Source organism: Alkalilacustris brevis, assembly GCF_003350345.1.
GTDB classification, from domain to species: domain Bacteria; phylum Pseudomonadota; class Alphaproteobacteria; order Rhodobacterales; family Rhodobacteraceae; genus Alkalilacustris; species Alkalilacustris brevis.
On record NZ_QNVJ01000100.1, the window covers coordinates 24,204 to 43,613 of the forward strand.

18 protein-coding genes and 1 pseudogene are annotated in these 19,410 nt (G+C 66.2%); 7 read left to right on the top strand and 12 right to left on the bottom strand.

All coding sequences use genetic code 11. The features are described from left to right. Positions 1-193: 193 nt before the first annotated feature. Positions 194-1,141, bottom strand: a complete 948-nt coding sequence (locus tag DQ229_RS15820) for an endonuclease/exonuclease/phosphatase family protein (protein WP_114967238.1) — start codon at positions 1,139-1,141, stop codon at positions 194-196. 504 nt (positions 1,142-1,645) lie between these two features. Here DQ229_RS15820 and DQ229_RS15825 point away from each other — a divergent pair. Next, positions 1,646-2,605: a VOC family protein gene (locus DQ229_RS15825; RefSeq protein ID WP_114967239.1), complete on the top strand. Its 960-nt coding sequence runs from the start codon at positions 1,646-1,648 to the stop codon at positions 2,603-2,605. 259 nt (positions 2,606-2,864) lie between these two features. On the opposite strand, the gene DQ229_RS15830 is transcribed toward DQ229_RS15825, so the two are convergent. Beyond that, entirely contained in the window at positions 2,865-3,596 is a 732-nt protein-coding gene (locus DQ229_RS15830; protein WP_162300901.1) for a histidine phosphotransferase family protein, read from the bottom strand. A gap of 81 nt (positions 3,597-3,677) precedes the next feature. Here DQ229_RS15830 and DQ229_RS15835 point away from each other — a divergent pair, with 81 nt between their 5' ends. The 3 genes from DQ229_RS15835 (at position 3,678) to olsA (ending at position 5,625) form a co-directional block, all read left to right on the top strand. After that, the gene (locus DQ229_RS15835) at positions 3,678-3,869 is read left to right on the top strand and encodes a DUF3553 domain-containing protein (protein WP_114967241.1); all 192 of its coding nucleotides are present in this window, start codon (positions 3,678-3,680) and stop codon (positions 3,867-3,869) included. Positions 3,870-4,006: 137 nt separating this feature from the next. Next, positions 4,007-4,807, top strand: coding sequence for an L-ornithine N(alpha)-acyltransferase (olsB, locus tag DQ229_RS15840; RefSeq protein ID WP_114967242.1), 801 nt, complete (start codon positions 4,007-4,009; stop codon positions 4,805-4,807). After that, positions 4,804-5,625: a lyso-ornithine lipid O-acyltransferase gene (olsA, locus tag DQ229_RS15845; protein ID WP_238381155.1), complete on the top strand. Its 822-nt coding sequence runs from the start codon at positions 4,804-4,806 to the stop codon at positions 5,623-5,625. Before olsB ends, olsA begins: the two co-directional genes overlap by 4 nt. Before the next feature lie 24 nt (positions 5,626-5,649). Here olsA and DQ229_RS15850 read toward each other — a convergent pair whose 3' ends face one another. The 8 genes and pseudogenes from DQ229_RS15850 to DQ229_RS15885 all read right to left on the bottom strand — a co-directional run bounded on the left by DQ229_RS15850 (position 5,650) and on the right by DQ229_RS15885 (position 13,030). Then, a complete protein-coding gene (locus DQ229_RS15850) occupies positions 5,650-6,657 on the bottom strand; it encodes an ABC transporter ATP-binding protein (RefSeq protein WP_114967243.1) in 1,008 nt (335 codons plus the stop codon). Next, positions 6,650-7,675: an ABC transporter ATP-binding protein gene (locus DQ229_RS15855; RefSeq protein ID WP_114967244.1), complete on the bottom strand. Its 1,026-nt coding sequence runs from the start codon at positions 7,673-7,675 to the stop codon at positions 6,650-6,652. The genes DQ229_RS15850 and DQ229_RS15855 overlap by 8 nt, the downstream gene beginning before the upstream one ends. Positions 7,676-7,829: 154 nt before the next feature. After that, the gene (locus DQ229_RS15860; RefSeq protein WP_114967245.1) at positions 7,830-8,822 is read right to left on the bottom strand and encodes an ABC transporter permease; all 993 of its coding nucleotides are present in this window, start codon (positions 8,820-8,822) and stop codon (positions 7,830-7,832) included. A gap of 13 nt (positions 8,823-8,835) precedes the next feature. Then, positions 8,836-9,819, bottom strand: a complete 984-nt coding sequence (locus tag DQ229_RS15865; RefSeq protein WP_114967246.1) for an ABC transporter permease — start codon at positions 9,817-9,819, stop codon at positions 8,836-8,838. A gap of 120 nt (positions 9,820-9,939) precedes the next feature. Further along, positions 9,940-11,547: an ABC transporter substrate-binding protein gene (locus tag DQ229_RS15870; RefSeq protein WP_338014185.1), complete on the bottom strand. Its 1,608-nt coding sequence runs from the start codon at positions 11,545-11,547 to the stop codon at positions 9,940-9,942. 263 nt (positions 11,548-11,810) lie between these two features. Next, complete coding sequence (locus tag DQ229_RS17050) at positions 11,811-12,032, bottom strand: thiamine pyrophosphate-dependent enzyme (protein WP_114967257.1); 222 nt, start codon at positions 12,030-12,032, stop codon at positions 11,811-11,813. After that, a pseudogene (locus DQ229_RS15880) lies at positions 11,969-12,451 on the bottom strand (tripartite tricarboxylate transporter permease); the annotation flags it as partial. The pseudogene DQ229_RS15880 and the gene DQ229_RS17050, both read right to left, overlap by 64 nt. A 120-nt stretch (positions 12,452-12,571) precedes the next feature. After that, the gene (locus DQ229_RS15885) at positions 12,572-13,030 is read right to left on the bottom strand and encodes a type 2 periplasmic-binding domain-containing protein (RefSeq protein WP_238381159.1); all 459 of its coding nucleotides are present in this window, start codon (positions 13,028-13,030) and stop codon (positions 12,572-12,574) included. A 74-nt stretch (positions 13,031-13,104) separates the two neighbouring features. Here DQ229_RS15885 and DQ229_RS15890 point away from each other — a divergent pair, with 74 nt between their 5' ends. The 3 genes from DQ229_RS15890 (at position 13,105) to DQ229_RS15900 (ending at position 15,624) form a co-directional block, all read left to right on the top strand. Next, on the top strand, positions 13,105-13,506 hold the full coding sequence (locus DQ229_RS15890) for a helix-turn-helix domain-containing protein (protein WP_238381161.1): 402 nt from the start codon (positions 13,105-13,107) through the stop codon (positions 13,504-13,506). Next, entirely contained in the window at positions 13,460-14,830 is a 1,371-nt protein-coding gene (locus tag DQ229_RS15895; RefSeq protein ID WP_114967251.1) for an MFS transporter, read from the top strand. The genes DQ229_RS15890 and DQ229_RS15895 overlap by 47 nt, the downstream gene beginning before the upstream one ends. A gap of 362 nt (positions 14,831-15,192) precedes the next feature. After that, positions 15,193-15,624, top strand: coding sequence for a hypothetical protein (locus DQ229_RS15900; RefSeq protein ID WP_155326543.1), 432 nt, complete (start codon positions 15,193-15,195; stop codon positions 15,622-15,624). A gap of 236 nt (positions 15,625-15,860) precedes the next feature. Here the strand turns inward: DQ229_RS15900 and cobT are convergent, their stop codons facing one another. Both cobT and cobS read right to left on the bottom strand, forming a co-directional pair. Then, positions 15,861-17,732 (bottom strand): cobaltochelatase subunit CobT, encoded by a 1,872-nt coding sequence (gene cobT / locus DQ229_RS15905; protein ID WP_114967253.1) that lies wholly within the window; start codon positions 17,730-17,732, stop codon positions 15,861-15,863. A 381-nt stretch (positions 17,733-18,113) separates the two neighbouring features. After that, entirely contained in the window at positions 18,114-19,100 is a 987-nt protein-coding gene (cobS, locus tag DQ229_RS15910) for a cobaltochelatase subunit CobS (RefSeq protein ID WP_114967254.1), read from the bottom strand. Positions 19,101-19,410: the final 310 nt, after the last annotated feature.

Genomic DNA, 19,410 nt, shown 5'->3' on the forward strand with positions numbered 1-19,410 from the left:
TTGCGCAGCGCGCCCCTTTTCCTAGGCTGCGAACGGGGCCGAAAAAAGGCCGGATTTTGCGGGAACCGGGCCGAGAGCGCCGCTGGCAGGCTGCACGAGGCGCGGATTTCGCTGCCATGGATTCCCCGACCGCCGCCCGCCCGCATTGGGCGCCGGGCAAGCGGCTGTGTGGTTCTGGAGCTGCGTGCGGCGGTCAAAGCCCCGGCAATTCGATCACCAGTGCGGCGTGGTCCGAGGCATGGGGGCGGTGTTCGCCCACGCCGGGCAGGCGCGGGCCTTCGTGGCGCGCCACTTCGCGGCCCATGCCGTGCCGCAGGATCTCGGGCCGTGCATCGGGCCAGCGCCGTGCCAGCGCGGGCGAGGCCAGCATCACATCGGGGCGCGAGTAGATCGGCGCTTCCGGCAGCAGGTAGGACCACCGCGCCGAAGCCGGCACCCGCGCCATCAGATCGGCGCTGAACGGCGCAAGTAGCGGCGCGATCGCGCGGTTGCCCGTGGGTTCGGTCAATGGCTCGTTCAGATCCCCCAGGATCAGCCACAGGTGAACCGCCGGCGCGGGGGCAAAGCGTTGCTCGATCAGGCGGCGCACGGCCTCTGCCTCCATCCGGCGCACCTCCCAGGCGGTTTCCGGGTCGGGGTAGGGGGCTTTGAAATGGCACAGGAACAATGTGATCGCGCCAATTCCCACAAGCAGGCAGTCGCGCCGGAAGAGCGGGGTTTCGGGGCGCTGTCCGCGCGGCAGCGCCAGCCCCAGATCGGCGGGATGCAAATGGGCATGGCTTTGCACCTCGTCCAGCGGGCGGCGGCTGAGCACCGCGAGATCGCGCCCGCGCCCGTCATTGCCCGGCAGGCAGACGCGGTGCGGCCAGGGCGCGCGCGCGATGGGGCGCAGGAATTCATCGTGAAAGTGATCCAGCGTGGCGCGGTCGAACACCTCCTGCAGGCAGATGACATCGGCATCGGTGCGGGCGATCACCTGCGCGGTCAGGCGCCGGTCGGCGGCATCGAGGGCGCGCGCGCCGGGGCCGGTATCTTCCGGGGTGTCGCCGTCGCGCGCGCCATCCAGGCGGGGCCGCGCGTCATCGCCCTGGCCGATATGGCGCAGCCGCAGGTTCTGGACATTGAAGCTTGCTATGCGCATGGTCAGCCCCCCGCCTTGCAGCCTAACCGATTACGCCGCCGCGCCAAGGTCCAGGGCATGGGCAGTTCGGCGATCTCTGTTTCCATTGCGGTTTTCTTGAGAATATGTGCGAAAGGAGTTTTGATCCATTTGTGATGAGCAATAGTTTCATTGCTGAGAAATCAGGAGCATCCGCCTGGCTGTCGAAGAAGGCTCATAGCTTCAACTTATTTTTGTGGGCGGTATTCTGATTTGAACATCGCGCCAGGCTTTGGCATGACGGACCCAAGAAGGCAGGAGGTGGCGTTCAGGATCCCCTCGTGCTGCGTGCGCCCTGCGCGCCGGGCGTTCGGAACAGGCGAACGGTGTCGCGTCGACAGACGGCCTTGGCCGGCCATCGCGGGCCGGCGGCTGTGACCCTGCCCGGTTATCCGTTCGGTCGGCTGGCGCCGACCGAAAGTCACCGACAAGCTTTGCGCGAGTGGCCGGTCCGACCAAGCAGCAAGGCGCAAAGGAAATGACGCCATGACAAAGCCGACCAACCCCGCCTTCGATATCGCCCATCTGGCGCATGTCGAGATGTATACCGACAAGTTCGACGAAAGCCTGGATTTCTTTACCCGTGTCTACGGGCTGAAACTGTCCGGACAGGATGAGAGCAGCGCCTGGCTGCGGGCCTGGGATGACTATGAGTATCATACGCTCAAGCTGACGCGGCACCACACCACCGGCGTGGGGCATATCGGCTATCGCGCCGCCAGCGCGCAGGCGCTTGAGCGCCGGGTGAAGATCATCGAAGGCTCGGGCTACAAGGTGCATGGCTGGAACGAGGGTGACCAGGGACACGGGCGGGCCTTCCGGTTTGAAGACCCCTTCGGCCATGTCTTTGAAATCTATTACGACACCCGCCGCGCCGAGCCGGATGCGGCGGATGCGCCGGCGTTGAAGAACACCGCCAGTGCCTTTACCGGCGCGGCGCCGCGCCGAATCGACCACCTCAACCTGCTTGCCGAGGATGTGACCGAGTTTCGCCGCTTCATGGAAACCTGCCTGGGCAGCCGCGTGACGGAATACATCCAGCTCGACAATGGCCGTCTGGGCGGCTGTTGGTTCACCGTCAACAACAAGTCCTATGACCTGGCCTGCACCGAGGAACACGGCGGCGGGCATGGCCGGTTCCACCATGTCACCTATGCCACCGACCAGCGCGAGGATATTCTGCGCGCCGCCGACATTTTCCTGCAAAACGGCGTGCATATCGAGACAGGGCCGCACAAGCACGCCATCCAGGGCACGTTCTTCCTCTATGTCTGGGAGCCTGCGGGCAATCGCGTGGAACTGGCCAATGCCGGCGCGCGGCTGGTCCTCGCGCCCGACTGGGAGCCGGTGTGCTGGACAGAGGCCGACCGCAAGAAAGGCCAGGCCTGGGGGCTGAAGACCATCGAGACCTTCCACACCCACGGCACGCCGCCCGTCGGAAAGTGAGCGAAAGCACAAGCGCCTGCGACGCAGGAAGAGCGGCCCCCGCGATGCGCGCGGCGCGGGCCGCTTTTTGCCGAGGTCATGGCGTGCCCGCGGTTGATCGGTTTCCCCCACCCGCCCTGTCATGCCGGAGGTGTGGCTGCGGCATGACGGCGGGCGCATGCCCTCTGGCCGGAACGGACGAGTCCGATTCAACGCAACAAGTGCTGAAGTGCCGCGCCGCCGCCGCTGCGGCCGCATTGCGCGACCCGGCCCCCGCCCCTCAGGTGCCGGGCGGGTTTTCCAGCAGAGTGAGTGTCAGCGCGGCCCCTTCCCGGGCCAGGGTGATCTGCATGGCCAGATTGCGCGTGGTCTGCGCCAGCAACGTGAAATGCACCTCGCCCGGGCCGGTGGTGGCGGGCATCCCGCCCTGGATCAACGGCTCCCAGAGTTGCGGCGGCAGGTTGGGCGGCGCATTGCCTTCGGCGGCCAGCGCCAGCCCCGTGGCGCTATCGCTTATCCGGGCAACACCGCCTGCCGGCAGGGCTGAGTCGAGGCAGAGCAGCGCCAGCAGCCCCAGCCGGGCGCGCGCCCGTTCAAGCCCGCCTGCGGGGGCCGGCCAGCCGGCCTCCAGCCGCGGGAGCGCGGCCAGGGCCTCGTCCATCTCGCGCTGGCTTACCGTCTGGCCCGGCTGCGCGGTGCCGAAGGCGAGGCGCAGCAGGCACATCCGCTGCGAGGCGCGGCGCATGGCGTCGGCAATCAGCGTGATCTCGGGCGCGGTATCGGGCATCATGCCGGGCGCGGTGCCGAGGCTGGCATCGCGGCTGAGTTGCAGCAGCTCGACCCCGTTGCCAACCGCGCCCAGCGGGTTGCTCAGATCGTGCAGGATGCGCGCGGCCACGGCGGCAGACAGATCGGCCCCTGTTGCGCCACGGTCATTCGGGTTTTCGTTGAAAGACCAAACTGCCGGAATTTTCGGGCTGGCCGCGATTTCCGGGTTGTTCGGTGATCCCACCTGACTTGAAATTGCTTTATGATCGTCGAAATCGCCGCGCATTGTCACCGGTGCCCCGCGGCAGCCACGAACGGAGATGACATGAACCAGGCGCTCAACGCGATACTTGAACCCGGTATGCTGGTGCGCCACCCGGAGCGGGCGGATTGGGGGGTGGGGCAGGTGCAATCCAATATCAACGGGCGCATAACGGTCAATTTCCGCGAAGAGGGCAAGGTGGTGATTGACGGGGCAATTGTGGCACTCCTGATCGTGACGGACGAGACAGACTGAACCGGATCGAGGTTAAGGGAATGTTAAACGCTGCGGCCACGCGCGCAAAACCTTCTTGATTTCGGATGTTGCAATGGCCTGCCCCCCCGCCTAGACCCTGCCAAGCAGTGGCAAATGGCACGAGCGGAGCACCTTGGATGATCGGCGAAGACCCGCATTTCCAGTTGCGACTGGCCAGCGATGAACAGGATCTGCTGGCCTCGCAGCGGTTGCGATACGAGGTATTCGTGGCCGAACTGGGCGGTGATGGACCGATGGTCGATCATGCCCGGCGGCTCGAACGCGACAGTTTCGATCCGCATTACGATCACCTCGTTCTGATCGACACAAGGCGCGATGCCGCCGCGCTCGAGCACGTGGTGGGTGTCTACCGTTTGCTGCCGCATGACCGGGCGCAGGCGCTGGGGCGTTTCTATACTGAAGACGAGTATGACCTGACCCGCCTGCGTGCCACCGGGCGGCGGCTGCTGGAACTGGGCCGTTCCTGTGTGCATCCCGACTATCGCGGCGGCACGGCGATGTATTACCTGTGGAACGCGCTTTCCGATTATGTGCTGGAACGCGAAATCGAGGTGTTGTTCGGGGTGGCCAGCTTCCATGGCACCGACATTGCGGCGCTGCGCCAGCCGCTGGCCTATCTGCATCACAACCATCTGGCGCCGCCCGCGCTGCGGGTGCGCGCACGCCCCGAGCATTTCCAGCCGATGGATCTGCTTGCCCCCGAGGCGGTGGACCGCCGCGCGGCGCTGGCGCAGATGCCCGCGCTGATAAAGGCGTATCTGCGGCTGGGCGGCTGCGTGGGCGAGGGGGCCTTCATCGACCATGCCTTCAACACCACCGATGTCTGCCTCTTGATGGATACCGCAGCCATGTCGGAGCGCTACCGTGGCTATTACACCCGCCGCCGCGAAAGCAGCACGCGGGGGACGGCGCGGTGAGCACCTGGCGGCCGCCCGAGGGCGCCCCGCTGCCCCCGCCGCCCACGGCGGCAGGCTGGCTGCGGGCGGGACCGCGGATTGTGGCATTGGCCGCCGTGGTGTTCGGCGGGCTGGTACTGATGCTGGTGCTGCGGCTGGCCGAGCGGCCGATCTGCGGCTTGCGCAGGCCGGTCACGCCCTGGATCACCGTAGCTGTCTGCAAGGCGGCGCTGCTGATCCTGGGGCTGCGTCTACGGGTTGCGGGGCAGCCGATGCGGGTGCGTGGCGCGCTGGTGTGCAACCATGCTTCATGGCTCGACATCTTCGTGTTGAACGCCACCCAGCCGGTCTATTTCGTCGCCAAGTCCGAGGTGGCGCGCTGGCCCGGTATCGGCTGGCTGGCGCGGGCCACGGGCACGGTTTTCATCAAACGCTCGGGGCGCGAGGCGAAGCTGCAGAAACTGATATTCGAGGCCCGGCTGCGGGCCAATCACCGGCTGCTGTTCTTTCCCGAGGGCACCAGCACTGATGGTCAGCGGGTGCTGCCATTCAAGAGCACACTGTTTGCCGCCTTCTTCGAACACGGGCTGCGCGACATCCTGCATGTGCAGCCGGTCAGCTTGCGCTATTCGGCGCCGCCGGGGCGAGACACGCGCTTTCACGGCTGGTGGGGGGATATGCCACTGATGCCGCATCTGGTTGCGATGGCGGCCGCGCCGCGCGGGGGACAGGTGCGGCTGACCTTTCACACGCCCGCACGGGTGGCCGATTTCAGCGGCCGCAAGGCGCTGGCCGCCCATTGCGAGGCCGAGGTGCGCGCGGGTGTGATGGCCGGTTGACCGCATCGGCGCAAGCCCGACGGCTCAGATCCGGCCTTCCTCGACCGCGAAGCAGGCGGCCTCGCTGCTGCCGCGTCGGATCATGCGCGGCACCTCCTGCCTGCAGCGGGCATTCGCGTAGGGGCAGCGCGGATGAAAGCTGCAGCCGGGCGGCGGGTTGATCGGGTTGGGGATTTCGCCTTCCACCGGCTTGCGGCGCCGCCCCGTCATGGCAAGGTCGGGCACCGCGTCGAGCAGCATCCTGCTGTAGGGGTGCTGGGGTGCGGTGAAAAGCTGCTTGCCGTCGGCCACCTCGGCCAGCCGCCCGAGATAGAGCACGCCGATCCGGTTCGCCATGTGGCGCACCACGCTCAGGTCATGGCTGATGAACAGGTAGGTCAGGCCGAACTCGTCCTGCAGATCGCGCATCAGATTGAGGATCTGCGCCTGCACCGAAACGTCAAGCGCCGAGGTCGGCTCGTCGCAGACGATGAATTCGGGCCTCGACGACAGCGCGCGGGCGATGGCGATGCGCTGGCGCTGCCCGCCGGAAAACTCGTGCGGGAACTTGCCCGCGTCCGAGGCCGAAAGGCCCACCGTTTCAAGCAGGCGCGCCACCTCGGCGCGCATCTCGCGGCCACGGGCAAGGCCGAAGGTGCGAATCGGCTCGGCGATGATGTCGCCCACATGCCAGCGCGGATTGAGGCTGGCGAAAGGGTCCTGAAAGATCATCTGGAAACGGCGGCGCAGTTTGCGCATCTGCGCGCCGGCGGTGCCGCTCATTGCAGTGCCGTCGAAAACGATCCGGCCTTCGGATGGCGGCAGCAGCCCCACCACCATCTTGGCAATGGTGGATTTGCCCGAGCCGCTTTCGCCGACCAGGGCAAAGGTCTCGCCGCGCCGGATCTCGAAATTCACATCGGCGACGGCGGTGAGGTATTGCTTCGCTTCGCGCTCGATGACGCGGTTGAGCCAGGGTTTCGAGACATCGAAGTAGCGCGTCAGCCCCTCGACCTTGAGAAGCACGTCGGATGCCGCCGTCACGTCAGCCATCTTGCGACCCTGTCCTTTCACCCGCAGTCTCACCCGGCCCCGACACCCCCGCTTCATCATAGAGCCAGCAGGCCACGCGGCGACCATTGCCGCGATCGAGCAGTTCGGGCCGTTCCACCCGGCAGCGGTTGAACACTTGCGGGCAGCGCGGGTTGAATGCGCAGCCATCGGGAATCGCGTTGAGCCGCGGCATGGCGCCGGGTATCTGCACCAGCCGGTCGGCCGACTGGGTGAGCGTGGGAATGGAGCCCATCAGTCCGCGCGTATAGGGGTGTTCGGCGTTCTGGATCACACCCTGCACATGCCCGATCTCGGCCATCCGCCCGGCATAGAGCACCGCCACGCGATCGGCGGTTTCGGCGATGACGCCCATGTCATGAGTGATGAGCAAGACCGAGGCGCCGCGGCTGGCGCACATCTCCTTGAGCACGTCGATGATCTGCGCCTGCACCGAGACATCAAGCGCGGTCGTGGGCTCATCGGCGATCACCAGTTCCGGCTCGGCGGCAAGCGCCAGCGCGATCACCACACGTTGCCGCATCCCGCCCGAGAAATGGTGCGGATAGTCGTCGATCCGGCGCCGGGCGGCGGGGATGCCGACCTGGTCGAGCAGCGCGATGGCCCGCTCGCGCGCCTCGCGTTCCCCCATATCCAGATGGGTGCGGATGGTCTCGATGATCTGCTCGGCCACGGTAAAAAGCGGGTTGAGCGATGTCAGCGGATCCTGAAACACCATGCCGATCCGCTTGCCGCGAATGCGGCGCATCCGCTCGGGCGGCAAGGTGTCGATACGTTCGCCGCGCAGCCATATCTCGCCGCCGGCAATCCGCCCCGGCGGCTCGATCAGGCCGATGATGGCCGCGCCGGTGATCGACTTGCCTGCCCCCGATTCACCGACCATGCCCAGCACCTCGCCCTCCTCGATGTCGAAGGACACCCGGTCGAGCGCGCGCAGGGTGCCCCGGCGGGTGGGGAATTCGACGACAAGGTCGCGGACGGAGAGGAGGGGTTCGGTCATGGGCATGGCTCCCGTCGGCGCCCCCCCAGCGCAAGCTTGCGGGTCGCACAGGCGGCGCCCGCCCGCGGGCGGAAGCGAAGCGCCCGCCCGGAGGGGCGGTCGGGCGCTGCCCCTGCCTGCGGCACGGGCGGAACATGGGGCGATCGGAACAACGTCATCTCAGCCTCGGGTTCAACGCGTCGCGCAGCCAGTCGCCCAGCAGGTTGACCGAAAGCGCCAGGGCCAGCAGCGCGGCCGCCGGAAAGGCCAGGATCCACCACTCGCCCGAGAAGAGGTAACTCTGCCCGTTGCGGATCAGCGTGCCCAGCGAAGGCGTGGTCGGCGGCACACCGACGCCCAGAAACGAAAGCGTCGCCTCGGCGATGATGGCCAGGGCCAGCCCGATCGTCCCGATCACCAGAACTGGCCCCATCACGTTGGGCAGGATGTGACGGGTGAGAATCCGCGCCGGATGCACACCGATCACGCGCGCGGCCTGCACATATTCCTTGTTTTTCTCAACCATTGTGGCGCCGCGCACCACGCGGGCATATTGCACCCAGTCCGACAGGCCGATGGCGACGATCAGCACCCAGATCGCCATCGTCTCGCGGTAGGCGGGCGGGATCATCCCCCGCGCGATCCCGAATATGAGCAGGGCCAGCAGGATCGACGGAAAGGTGAGCTGCACATCGGCAATCCGCATCAGCAGCCCGTCCACCCAGCCGCCGCGATACCCGGCGACCAGCCCCAGCGTGATCCCCAGCACCATCGCGAAAAGCACTGCGGAAAAGCCCACGAAAAGCGAGATGCGCGCGCCGTAAAGGATCGCCGAAAGCACGTCGCGGCCCTGGTCGTCGGTGCCCAGCAGATAGACATTACCCAGCAGCGAGGGCTGCATCGGCGCGGTGAAGCCATCCATCAGGATCAGATCGCGCGTGCTGTAGGGGTTCTGTGGCGCAAGCCAGGGCGCAAGGACCGCCGCGAGGATGATCAGCAGCGCGACGACCCCCGAAACCAGCGCAACCGGCGAGGTGCGGAAGGAATAGGCAAGGTCGCTGTCCCAGGCGCGGCGCAACGTGTCTTGCGGGCGTGCCTGGGTGGTGCCGGAAGGCTGCGGCGCGGTGGCCTGGTCCGAAGGCGCGTCTGAATGGCCGGGTCGGGGCATGGTCAATCCTCCGTCAGTGCCGCACGGCGCTTCTGTCGATGCGCAGCCGCGGGTCGATCGCGAAATAGAGCAGATCGACGATCAGGTTGATGACGACGAAGATCAGCGCGATGAGCATGAGGTAGGCCGCCATCACCGGCACATCGACCGTGCGCACCGAGTTGATGAACAGCGCGCCCACGCCCGGCCACTGAAACACGGTTTCGGTGATGATCGAGAACGCGATGATCGAGCCCAGCTGCAACCCGGTGATGGTAATGACCGGCACCATCGTGTTCTTGAGCGCATGGCTGAAGTGCACCGCCCGGTTCGACAGGCCGCGGGCCCGCGCGAACTTGATGTAATCGGCGCGCAGCACCTCCAGCATCTCGGCGCGCACCAGCCGCATGATCAGCGTGAGCTGGTAAAGCCCCAGCGTGATCGCCGGCAGCACCAGCGAGGCGCGCCCCGAAGGGGTCAGCAGCCCGGTGCGCCACCAGCCCAGATCGACCACCTCGCCGCGCCCGAAACTGGGCAGCCACTGAAGCTCGACCGCGAATACCCAGATCAGCAGCACGCCGATCAGGAAGGTGGGCAGCGACACGCCGATCAGCGAGACCGTCATGATCGCGCTGGAGGTCCAGCCGCGTCGGTTCAGCGCCGTATATACCCCGAGCGTCACGCCGAAAAAGAACGCGAAGAGGCCCGAGACCAGCGCCAGTTCCAACGTCGCGGGAAGGCGCGCGAGGATCAGTTCCATCACCGGCTGCTGCAACCGGTAGGAAATGCCGAAATCCGCCTGCGCCGCGCGCGCGATGAAACTGGCGAACTGCATGGGGAACGGGTCGTTCAGGCCAAGCTGGTCGCGCAGTGTCTCGCGCTCGGCGATGGTGACTTCCTGCCCCACAAGGGTTGAGACCGGATCACCCACGAACCGAAACAGCGAAAACGCCACAAGCGCCACGACAAGCATGACGATGACGGATTGCAGGATTCTGCGCAGGATATAGGCCAGCATTGCCGGTGGCCCCCGATCTGGATGAGTGGTGCCTCTGGCGGTCCGGGCATTGGCGGCAGCCGCGCCGCCGGGAAGCCCGCGCGCAAGTCAGGCGCGCGGGCCGGCGTTACAGCCCAGGGCTCAGTCGAAGCTGACTTCGGTCATGCGCGGCTGGTTCTCGGGATGTACCGCAAGGTTGATCCCGTCGCGCATGGCATAGGCCAGCACCTGGTTGTGGACATTGAGGAAGATGCGTTCTTCCATCACCTCGTCCCAGATTTCCGCGATCAGCGCGTCGCGGGCGTCCAGGTCGGTCATCGTGGCCAGCGCCTCGATCTTCGCGTCCAACTCCGGGTTGGAATAGCGCGAGCCGTTGAACGCGCCATAGGCGCCCCCGCGGGAATGCACCAGGAAGTCGAACACATACTGGCTGTCGAAGGTCGGAACGCCCCAGCCCAGCAGATAGAAGTCGGTCTCCCAGTTCTCGATCAGCGGGAAGTGCAGCGTCCGGCTCTGCGAAACCAGGTTCACGTCCATCCCGATCTGGCCGAGCATCCCCACCAGCGCGAGGCAGATGCCTTCATCGTTGAGGTAGCGGTCGTTCGGGCAGTGCAGATCGACCGAGAAGCCGCTCTCGTAGCCCGCCTCGGCCATCAGCGCGCGCGCGCGGTCCTGGTCGGGCGCGCCATAGGCGTGCATCTCTTCCGTCCAGCCATTGACGAAGGGCGGCAGCGGCGCGGCCGAGGGCTGCGATTCACCCCGCATCACCACCTGCCGGATCGCGTCGCGATCGATGGCCAGCGCCATTGCCTCGCGCACTTCTGGCTTGGCGAAGGGGTTGTCATCGACACTGGCCGAAGCGAGCTGTTCCGACGTCATGTCATACGAGAAGAAGATGTTGCGGTTCTCGGGGCCGCGCACGACGCGCACACCGTCGGTCTGCTCCAGCCGCGCGATGTCCTGCACCGGCACGTCCTGCACCAGATCGACCTCGCCCGACAGCAGCGCGGCAACGCGGGTCGCGGCCTCGGTGATGGGGGTGTAGATGATCTCGGTCACTTCGGGCGCGTCGTCCCAGTGGTCCTCGAACACCCGCAGCACGGTGCGCACCTCGGGGTCACGCTCGACCATGCGGTAGGGGCCGGTGCCGTTGGTGTTGCGCACGGCGTAGTTTTCTTCACCCGCGGCAAAGTTTTGCGACGTTTCCACCGCGTTCTGCTCGGCCCATTCGCGGCTCATGATGAAGGTGTTGGTCAGGTTCTGCACATAAAGCGGCGCGGGGCCGGCCATGCGCACACGCACGGTGTAATCGCCATCGGTGGTCACCTCCTGCACGGCGGCGTGCAGGGCCGCCATGCCCGATGGCGTGGTGCGCGCGCGGTCGAGCGAAAAGGCCACGTCTTCGGCTGTCAGTTGCTGGCCTTCGTGGAAGGTCACGCCCTGCCGGATCTCGAACACCCAGACCGTGTCGTCCGCCTCGTCGATATACCAGTCGGTCGCCAGACGCGGGACGAGCGAGCCGTCGATGGCGCGCCCCACCAGCGTTTCATAGATGTGGTGGTTGAGCGTGTGCGTCGGCCCTTCGTTTTGGGCGTGCGGGTCAAGCGTGAGCGCGTCGCCCACGCGGGCCCAGCGCAGCGTTTCCGCATCCACGCTGACCGACGAGAGCACAAGCGCAAGCGCGGCGCCGGCCATCAGGCTGGCTGTGCGCAGCCGGGTGGGGGCAAAGAAGTGGGAAGCTACTGACATTGAAATCTCCCTGTTGTCGAAACCGGCCATTTACGCAAGGCCGCCTTGCTGTGGGGGAGGCCCTCGGGCCGGAAATTTCCGGCGCCCGGCCAATGCTTTCACCCTTCGCCTATTTCGGATTTCTGTCAAGCAAAGCTACGCCTGCCTGCCCTTAGGTCAGGTGGTGGCGGGGGCTTGCGGGCAGGTGCCGCCGGTCGTTGGCCTTTGCCCCCGCCCGTCCCTTGCTCCGCATGGCCTTTGCCCCGCACGGCCAGCGCCAGGTTTCATTCGGGCCGGATGGCCGCATCGATCAGCGCCGGGCCGCGCCTGTGTTGCACGTGGTCCAGCGCCTCGGCCAGCGCCGCCTTGAATTCCTCGTGGCTCGTGGCCTTCAGGCCTAGCGCCCGCGAGGCCCGTGCAATGGCGGCAAAGTCGGGGCCGAACCGGGCACGCCCAACGCCACGGTGGGCAGAAGTGCGCCGCCCACGGTCGCGTTGTTCGACGATTCCGAGGCGATCACCCCGCGCACGTCGCCCTGCCCGAAGCTGCTATTGCCGCGCGTGGCCATCGTGCTGTAGGAATAGACCAGCCTGGGTATCACCGTCGGGTCGACCGCCGGGATGATCCCCGGCACCGATGAGGTGAAGGCCGCCCCCATTGTGCGCCCCGCTTCGCCCCTCTTGGCCATCGGGTAGCCGTCCAGCACCGTGACCATGCTGTCGGCGGTGGACATGACCGCAAGCGCCGCGATCATGAAGATGATGGCCTCGCCCGCCGGCATCGAGAAGGTGAAAGGCAGCAGCAGTGCCAGCCCCATCAGCCCGCCCACACCTGGAAGCACGGCCAGCAGCGTGCCGATCACCGCGCCGAGAAACAGATAGGACAACATGCACCACTGAAAGAGCGTGGCGACCGCGTCGCCCATGGCCTGAAGGATGTCAGGGGTCACAGATCGAACTCCCGCAAGGTGTTGAAGGCTGCGCCGGAAGGGCAGGAAAGGGGGGCGGAAACGCCCCCCCCACCAGGCATTTGTCAGTTCCGGTTCTCAGTCAACCAGGCTGGCGAACCATTCGCGCACCGAGTCATCGACTTCCATCGCGCTTGCAAGAAATTCCTGCAGCCACTCGCCCGAGGCGTAGTTGACCGGGATGCTGCGCTCGGCCGGTTCGGCGATCAGGTCGGGGTCGTTCATCGTCGCCTCGAACACGCCGCGCAGATAGGCGACGCGGTCTTCCGGAACGCCCGGAGGCGCGATCAGCGACAGCCCGATACCGGCCGCTTGTGCCACGGCCAGGGCCTGCCCGCGGGCCAGGTTGTCCTCGTCGATCAGGTCGAGAAGGTTCGGGTAGTCCTCAAGCCCTGCCACGGTCTCAAGCCCGAGGAAGCCGAGAACGGAGATTTCTCCCGACTCGACCAGATGCCATTTGTTTGCCAGCAGGTTGGCGGGCTCGGCCGTGGTGGACATCACCTCGCCCTGCTCCATCGCAAAGAAAGGTAGGCCCACCGCCGGAATAGCCCGGCGCGCGCGAGGAGATCGATTCGCATATCAGGCTGATCACGATCACCCTGTGGCGCATGATGCGCGAGCACGACCCCGAACGCGCGGGCGCCACGACCGGAAACCTTGCCCAGCGCTTTCGGGTCGAGATCGACCTGCGGCTGCGCGACCAGCCAACCGTGGCCGAGATTGCCGACGCGCTCGGCGTGACGCGCGACCGGCTCAACCGTGCGGTCTTCAGGGCGTTCGATATGACGCCGAAACAGCTGATCCACAGCCGGCAGATGGCCGAGGCCCGTCGCCTGTTGCTGGACACCGCCCTGCAGACCGACGAGATCTCCGTTCTGCTGGGGTTTTCCGACCCGGCCTATTTCAACCGGTTCTTCCGGCAGCGCGCGGGCCTGCCGCCGGGCCGGTTCCGAAAGGCCAACAAGGATGTCCGGCGCCCCGACGAGCCCGGCTCATTTGCCTCCTGGCCCTGACGGGCGGCGCAAAGGCCCGCCGCACAGGGGGGCGAAGCCGGTAATTCGCTGGCCGCCCCATTGCCCGGAATGGCAAGCGAACCCACACTGGAGTCAGGAACCTTGCCGATGGGTCGCCGGGCAAACGCGGAGGAATGTCATCACCTATTTCTACAGCCTTTCCGCCGCCGGTTTCGCCGCAACCGCCATCGGTTTCGGCCCCGGGCGCATCGGTTTCGGCCTCTTCGTGCCGGAGTTCAGGTCGGCATTCTCGATGTCGACCTCGGCGGTCGGGTTCGTGTCCAGTCTCGGCTTCCTCGGATTCTTTCTCGGGCTTCTGGTCGCGCAGGTCCTGCTCAAGCGGCGGGGGCCGGCGGCGCCGGTGCTGTCTGGCCTGCTCGCCGCCACGGTCGGCATGACGATTGTCGCCCTCGCACCTGACCTGGTGGTGCTGGCTGTCGGCGTGTTCCTGACAGCATCGAGCGCCGGCTTCGCCTGGACACCGTTCAACGACGCAGTGCACCGCAAGGTCTGCGACGTGGACCGGCCGACGGCACTTTCGCGGATCAGCACCGGCACCAGTATTGGTGTCGCCGCAGCCGGCTTCGCGGCGCTTGCCATGGTGCTGACAGGCTTGTCCTGGCGGGCCTGCTGGGCGTTCTTCGCGATCGCCGCGGCCGCCGCGCTGATTGCCAACTGGACGGCCCTGCGTGATGTCGAGAAAGACCCCGAAGCCAGCCCGGAGCGGCGGTGGCACAATGTTCTGCAGGTCGGGGCGCTGCCCCTGTTTGCCATCGCCTTCGTCTACGGGACGACTTCGGCAATCTACATTTCCTTTGCGGCCGACCACATGCAGGCCGGCGGCGGCGTTCCGGGCGTGCCCCTCGCGGCCACGCCGGCCCTGATCTTCATATTCTATGGTTTCTTTGGACTGGCCGGGCTTTTCGCCGGGCGGGTGAAGGGGGCCGTCGGCCTGCTGTGGCTTTTGCGGCTTGTGATGCTGGCCGCGGCGGTTTCGGTCGCGCTGGTCGTTGCCTTGCCGGGCAGCTGGACGGGGCTGACCCTGTCGGCCGGGCTGCAGGGCCTGCATGTCATGATGACAAGCGCGGTCCTGGCCTTCTGGTCGGAGCGCCTGTTTCCTTCGTTGCCGTCGCTTGGTTTCACGACGGCCCTTCTCGCCACGGCGGCGGGCAGCATTGCGGGGCCGGCTCTCGCCGGCGTCGCAGCGGATGCGTTCGGGGCCGGGGCGATGTTTCTCGGCACCGCCGCCCTTCCGGCAGCGACGGCCCTCCTGCTGCGCGACCGCCACGCGCGGGAACGCCCGCTGAGCATTGCCGCCTTCTGACAATTCGGATGACCGGGCCCCAGCGGCAGGGATCGCGCCCGGTGGGGTCATAGGTGCCAGTTTCAGATGCTGCAGGTGCAGCCGACTGGGCAGCCCAGAGCGGACCCACAGCCCTCGGGCTCGGATCTGCGAAAGCTGACCTTCGCGGCGCAGATCGCGAATTGGTAAGATTGCGGACCTTCCGGACATTTGCTGTATGTGCAGCTTGGGCCGACCTGAGTGGCAACAGAGCCGTGTGGGGGCAGGGCTGCCATGAGCGAGTTGATGCGACTTCTGCCGGGGTTGCCCTTTGCCCCAGTTTGTTGTCGACTGATTTCCGAAAAATACAACGAATGGCTGCGGCATCGCGGGGGAACGCAATCATGAAGGTAGCAGGCAATATTTTCTTAATTGGCGCGGTCAGCCTGGTTATGGCGTGTTCGGGCACGATGCAGGGCGTGATGCGAGGATCGGGCGAACCAGTCGAGTTCTCCTATGAGCAGGGCATGGACAGTGATACGCTCAGGACGGTGATCGATGGCGAGGCTTTCGAGGGCAAGTCAGTCATGCGAGGGGCCAGGACCACCGTTGGTACGGGTTTCGGCACTGCATGGTCTGGTGGCGCCAGCGCATTCGGCACCACAACGATAGTCGGTTCTAGCTCGACCGGAGATTTCGTTGCTGTCTTGCTGGGCTCACGCGGTTCGTCCTTGTCCTGCCAACTCCAGTACGCGGACTCAAGCGGCTTCACGACCAGTGGTGGCGTTGGTGTGTGTCAGCACAGCGACGGGAGGGTGATCGACGTCGTCTGGTGAAATGCCGTGTTAGAATCGACATCAGTTGATCGGAAAGGGCGGGTACCAGCCTGCTGCATCTGCAGCATCTGAGACTTGGCTGGCAGTCTGCAACGGGCTCTTCTGACACCTTCTCCGCACTCCACGCGAATGGCCGCTCACGGGAAACGGCCCAAGTTTGCAAAGCCCGCTCCCTGCGCATTGCCGCCGCTCTGGTCAGTCTGTGCTGTATCTACAGCCTACGTCCGTCGCCCCCCTCACACGGCCCGCCTGATCCCCACGAAGCGTGCCCTTGCCCTGGGGTCGTTGTCGAACAGCGCGGCGAGTTGTTCGGTCATTGCGCCGGCCAGTTGCTCGACATCGGTGATCGTTACCGCGCGGTTGTAGTAGCGCGTCACGTCATGGCCGATGCCGATGGCCAGCAGTTCCACCGCGCGGCGGCGCTCCACCATGGCGATCACGTCGCGCAGGTGTTTTTCCAGGTAACTCGCGGGGTTCACCGACAGCGTAGAGTCGTCCACCGGCGCGCCGTCCGAGATCACCATCAGGATGCGCCGCGCTTCGCGCCGGGCCATCAGCCGGCGATGCGCCCATTCCAGCGCCTCGCCGTCGATGTTTTCCTTCAGCAGCCCCTCTTTCATCATCAGGCCAAGGTTGTTGCGCACCCGCCGCCAGGGCGCGTCGGCCTGCTTGTAGATGATGTGGCGCAGGTCGTTCAGCCGCCCGGGCTGTTGCGGGCGGCCCGCGGCCAGCCATTTCTCGCGGCTCTGGCCGCCTTTCCAGGCGCGGGTGGTGAAGCCCAGGATCTCGACCTTGACCTGGCAGCGTTCCAGCGTGCGCGCCAGCACATCGGCGCAGATCGCCGCGATCGAGATCGGCCGCCCGCGCATGGAGCCGGAATTGTCGATCAGCAGCGTGACCACCGTGTCGCGGAATTCGGTGTCCTTCTCGATCTTGAAGGAAAGCGGCATGGTCGGGTTGGCGACCACGCGCGCCAGCCGCCCGGCATCGAGGATGCCTTCCTCGCGGTCGAATTCCCAGCTGCGGTTCTGCTGCGCCTGAAGCCGGCGCTGCAGCTTGTTGGCCAGCCGCGACACCGCGCCTTTGAGCGGGTCGAGCTGCTGGTCGAGATAGGCGCGCAGGCGTTCCAGTTCGGCCGGTTCGGCCAGGTCGGCGGCGCCGATTTCCTCGTCGAAATCGGTCAGGAAGACGGCATAGCCCGGATCGGCCTCGGAATGGGGCGCGGGCGGAGGCGGGTCGAGCGGGGCCTCGCCCTCGGGCAGTTCGGCCTCTTCCGACATTTCCTCGTCGGCGCTTTCGTCAAAGGTCACGTCGGCCTGGGACGCGTCCTGGGTCTGCTCGTCCTGTTGGTCGTCCTCGTCCTGGCTGGGCTCGCTTTCGCCGCCCTGCTTGTCGGCGTTTTCGGGGGCGTCGTCGGGGCTGTCGTCATCCTCGGCATCGTCGCCCTGATCCTCGCTGTCGGGGTCGTCGCCAAGCTGGTCGCCATAGCCCAGATCCTCGATCATCCGGCGGGCAAAGCGGGCAAAGGCGGCCTGATCGCCCAGCACCTCGCGCAGATCGCCGAGGGTATCGCCGGCGTTTTCCTCGATGAAGCCGCGCCAGAGCTCCATGACGTTCTGCGCGCCCTCGGGCAGCGTGCGGCCGGTGGCAAGGTGGCGGATCAGGTAGGAGGCGGCGGCGGGCAGCGGCGCGTCGGCCGCCTCGCGGATCTGGGCATAGCCGCGCTTGTCGGCCTCAACCGCGATGCGCGCATCGATGTTCGAGGCCGAGCCGGGCATCTCGCGCGCGCCCATCGCCTCGCAGCGGGCGGTCTCCATCGCCTCGTAGAGGTCGCGCGCCATCTGGCCTTGCGGCAGGTAGCGCGCGTGGGTCCGGTCATCGTGGTGGCGGCGGCGCAGGGCGAAGGCGTCGGCGGTGCCGCGCGCCAGCAGAACCTCCTCGCGGGTCATCCGGCGGGTGACCTGCGGCAGGCGCACCGCGTCCGAGGACATGCCCGGCGGATCGACCGAATAGGAAACCGTCAGCTCGCGGTCATGCGCCATGGTGCGCGTGGTCTCGGCCAGCGCCTTCTTGAACGGATCGGCGGGGTTGTCGTTGGGTTTGGTCATATTCCTCATATGGAGCCAAATTCTCGCGACTGGAAGGGAAAAAGGCCTAGCCCTGCCATCAGCCTCGTAACGAAACGCCGCAAGTGAAGAACAGTCAGACACTTTTCGTTTTTGGTTCGGTCAAGCAGAGGCTCAGCTCCAGCCTGGAGCCCATTGAACGATTGGACGCCGACACACTGGAAAAGTTGCCGAATGGCTGTTGGGCAGCGACGAACAACAAGGCGCCGGAAGCGATAATCACCCCGCCTGGGCCGCTTGCGGCCCGGGCATGCGCCCGCCCGCCCCCCAGGCGGGCGCATTCGCGCCCACCTCGGCCGGGCGCATGCCCTCTGTTTGGAAGTGGTCGAGGCCGATCAATGCGAGAGGCGAGCGCCGCCCGCTTTACCCCAGGCTCATGCTCACCGCGCTTTCCGGCAGTTCCTGGTCAAAGCAGCGCTGGTAGAACTCGGCCACGGTCTGGCGCTCCAACTCGTCGCATTTGTTCAGGAAGGTCAGCCGGAACGCATAGCCCACATCGCGGAAGATGCGCGCGTTTTCGGCCCAGGCGATCACCGTGCGCGGGCTCATCACCGTGGACAAATCGCCATTCATGAAGGCCGAGCGAGTCATGTCGGCCACCGCGACCATCTGGCTGATCTCCTGGCGGCCCTTGGCGTTGTTGTAATGCGGATTCTTCGACAGCACGATCGCGGTTTCGGCGTCATGGCTGAGGTAGTTGAGCGTGGCCACCAGGCTCCAGCGGTCCATCTGGCCCTGGTTGATCTGCTGGGTGCCGTGATAAAGCCCGGTGGTGTCGCCCAGCCCGATGGTGTTGGCGGTGGCGAACAGCCGGAAGCTGGGGTGGGGGCGGATGATCTCGTTCTGGTCGAGCAGGGTGAGCTTGCCGTCGGCCTCCAGCACCCGCTGGATCACGAACATCACATCGGCGCGCCCGGCGTCGTATTCGTCGAACACGATGGCGGTGGGGTTGCGCAGCGCCCAGGGCAGGATGCCCTCCTGGAACACCGTGACCTGCTTGCCATCGACCAGCTTGATCGCGTCTTTGCCGATCAGGTCGATGCGGCTGATATGGCTGTCGAGATTGACGCGCACGCAGGGCCAGTTCAGCCGCGAGGCCACCTGCTCGATATGCGTCGATTTCCCGGTGCCGTGATAGCCTTGGATCATGACCCGGCGGTTATATTGGAACCCGGCGAGGATCGCGAGCGTGGTGTCTGGGTCGAACTTGTATGTGGGGTCGTCGTCGGGCACCCGGTCGGTGCGCTCGGCAAAGCCTTTCACGACCATGTCGCTGTCGATCCCGAAGACATCCCTGACCGAGATTTCCTCGGTGGGTTTGCTGGGGAGCTGATTGGTTCCGTCGGCCATCTGTGTCCTCGTCGCAGGCGCGCCCGATCAGCAGCCGGGGCGTGTTCCGATCCTGGCGCCTTAGTGAAACATATCTTGCGGACGTGCAAGTGGAAGGGGCGTGCGTGTGGTCAGGGCAGGCATACGCTGCCCAGGCTGGTCGCCCGGACCTGCCCCGGAGCGACGCACCACTTCGCCCGACAGTGTAGTGCGCCAATCTCCATTACCCGGTCAAGGTCTCTGTATAACGCAGCACGTTGGCAAATGACCCGCCCGGCGGCAACGCCGGGCAGCGCCTGCCATTCCGGGGGCTTACGCCGCCCCGCCGGGG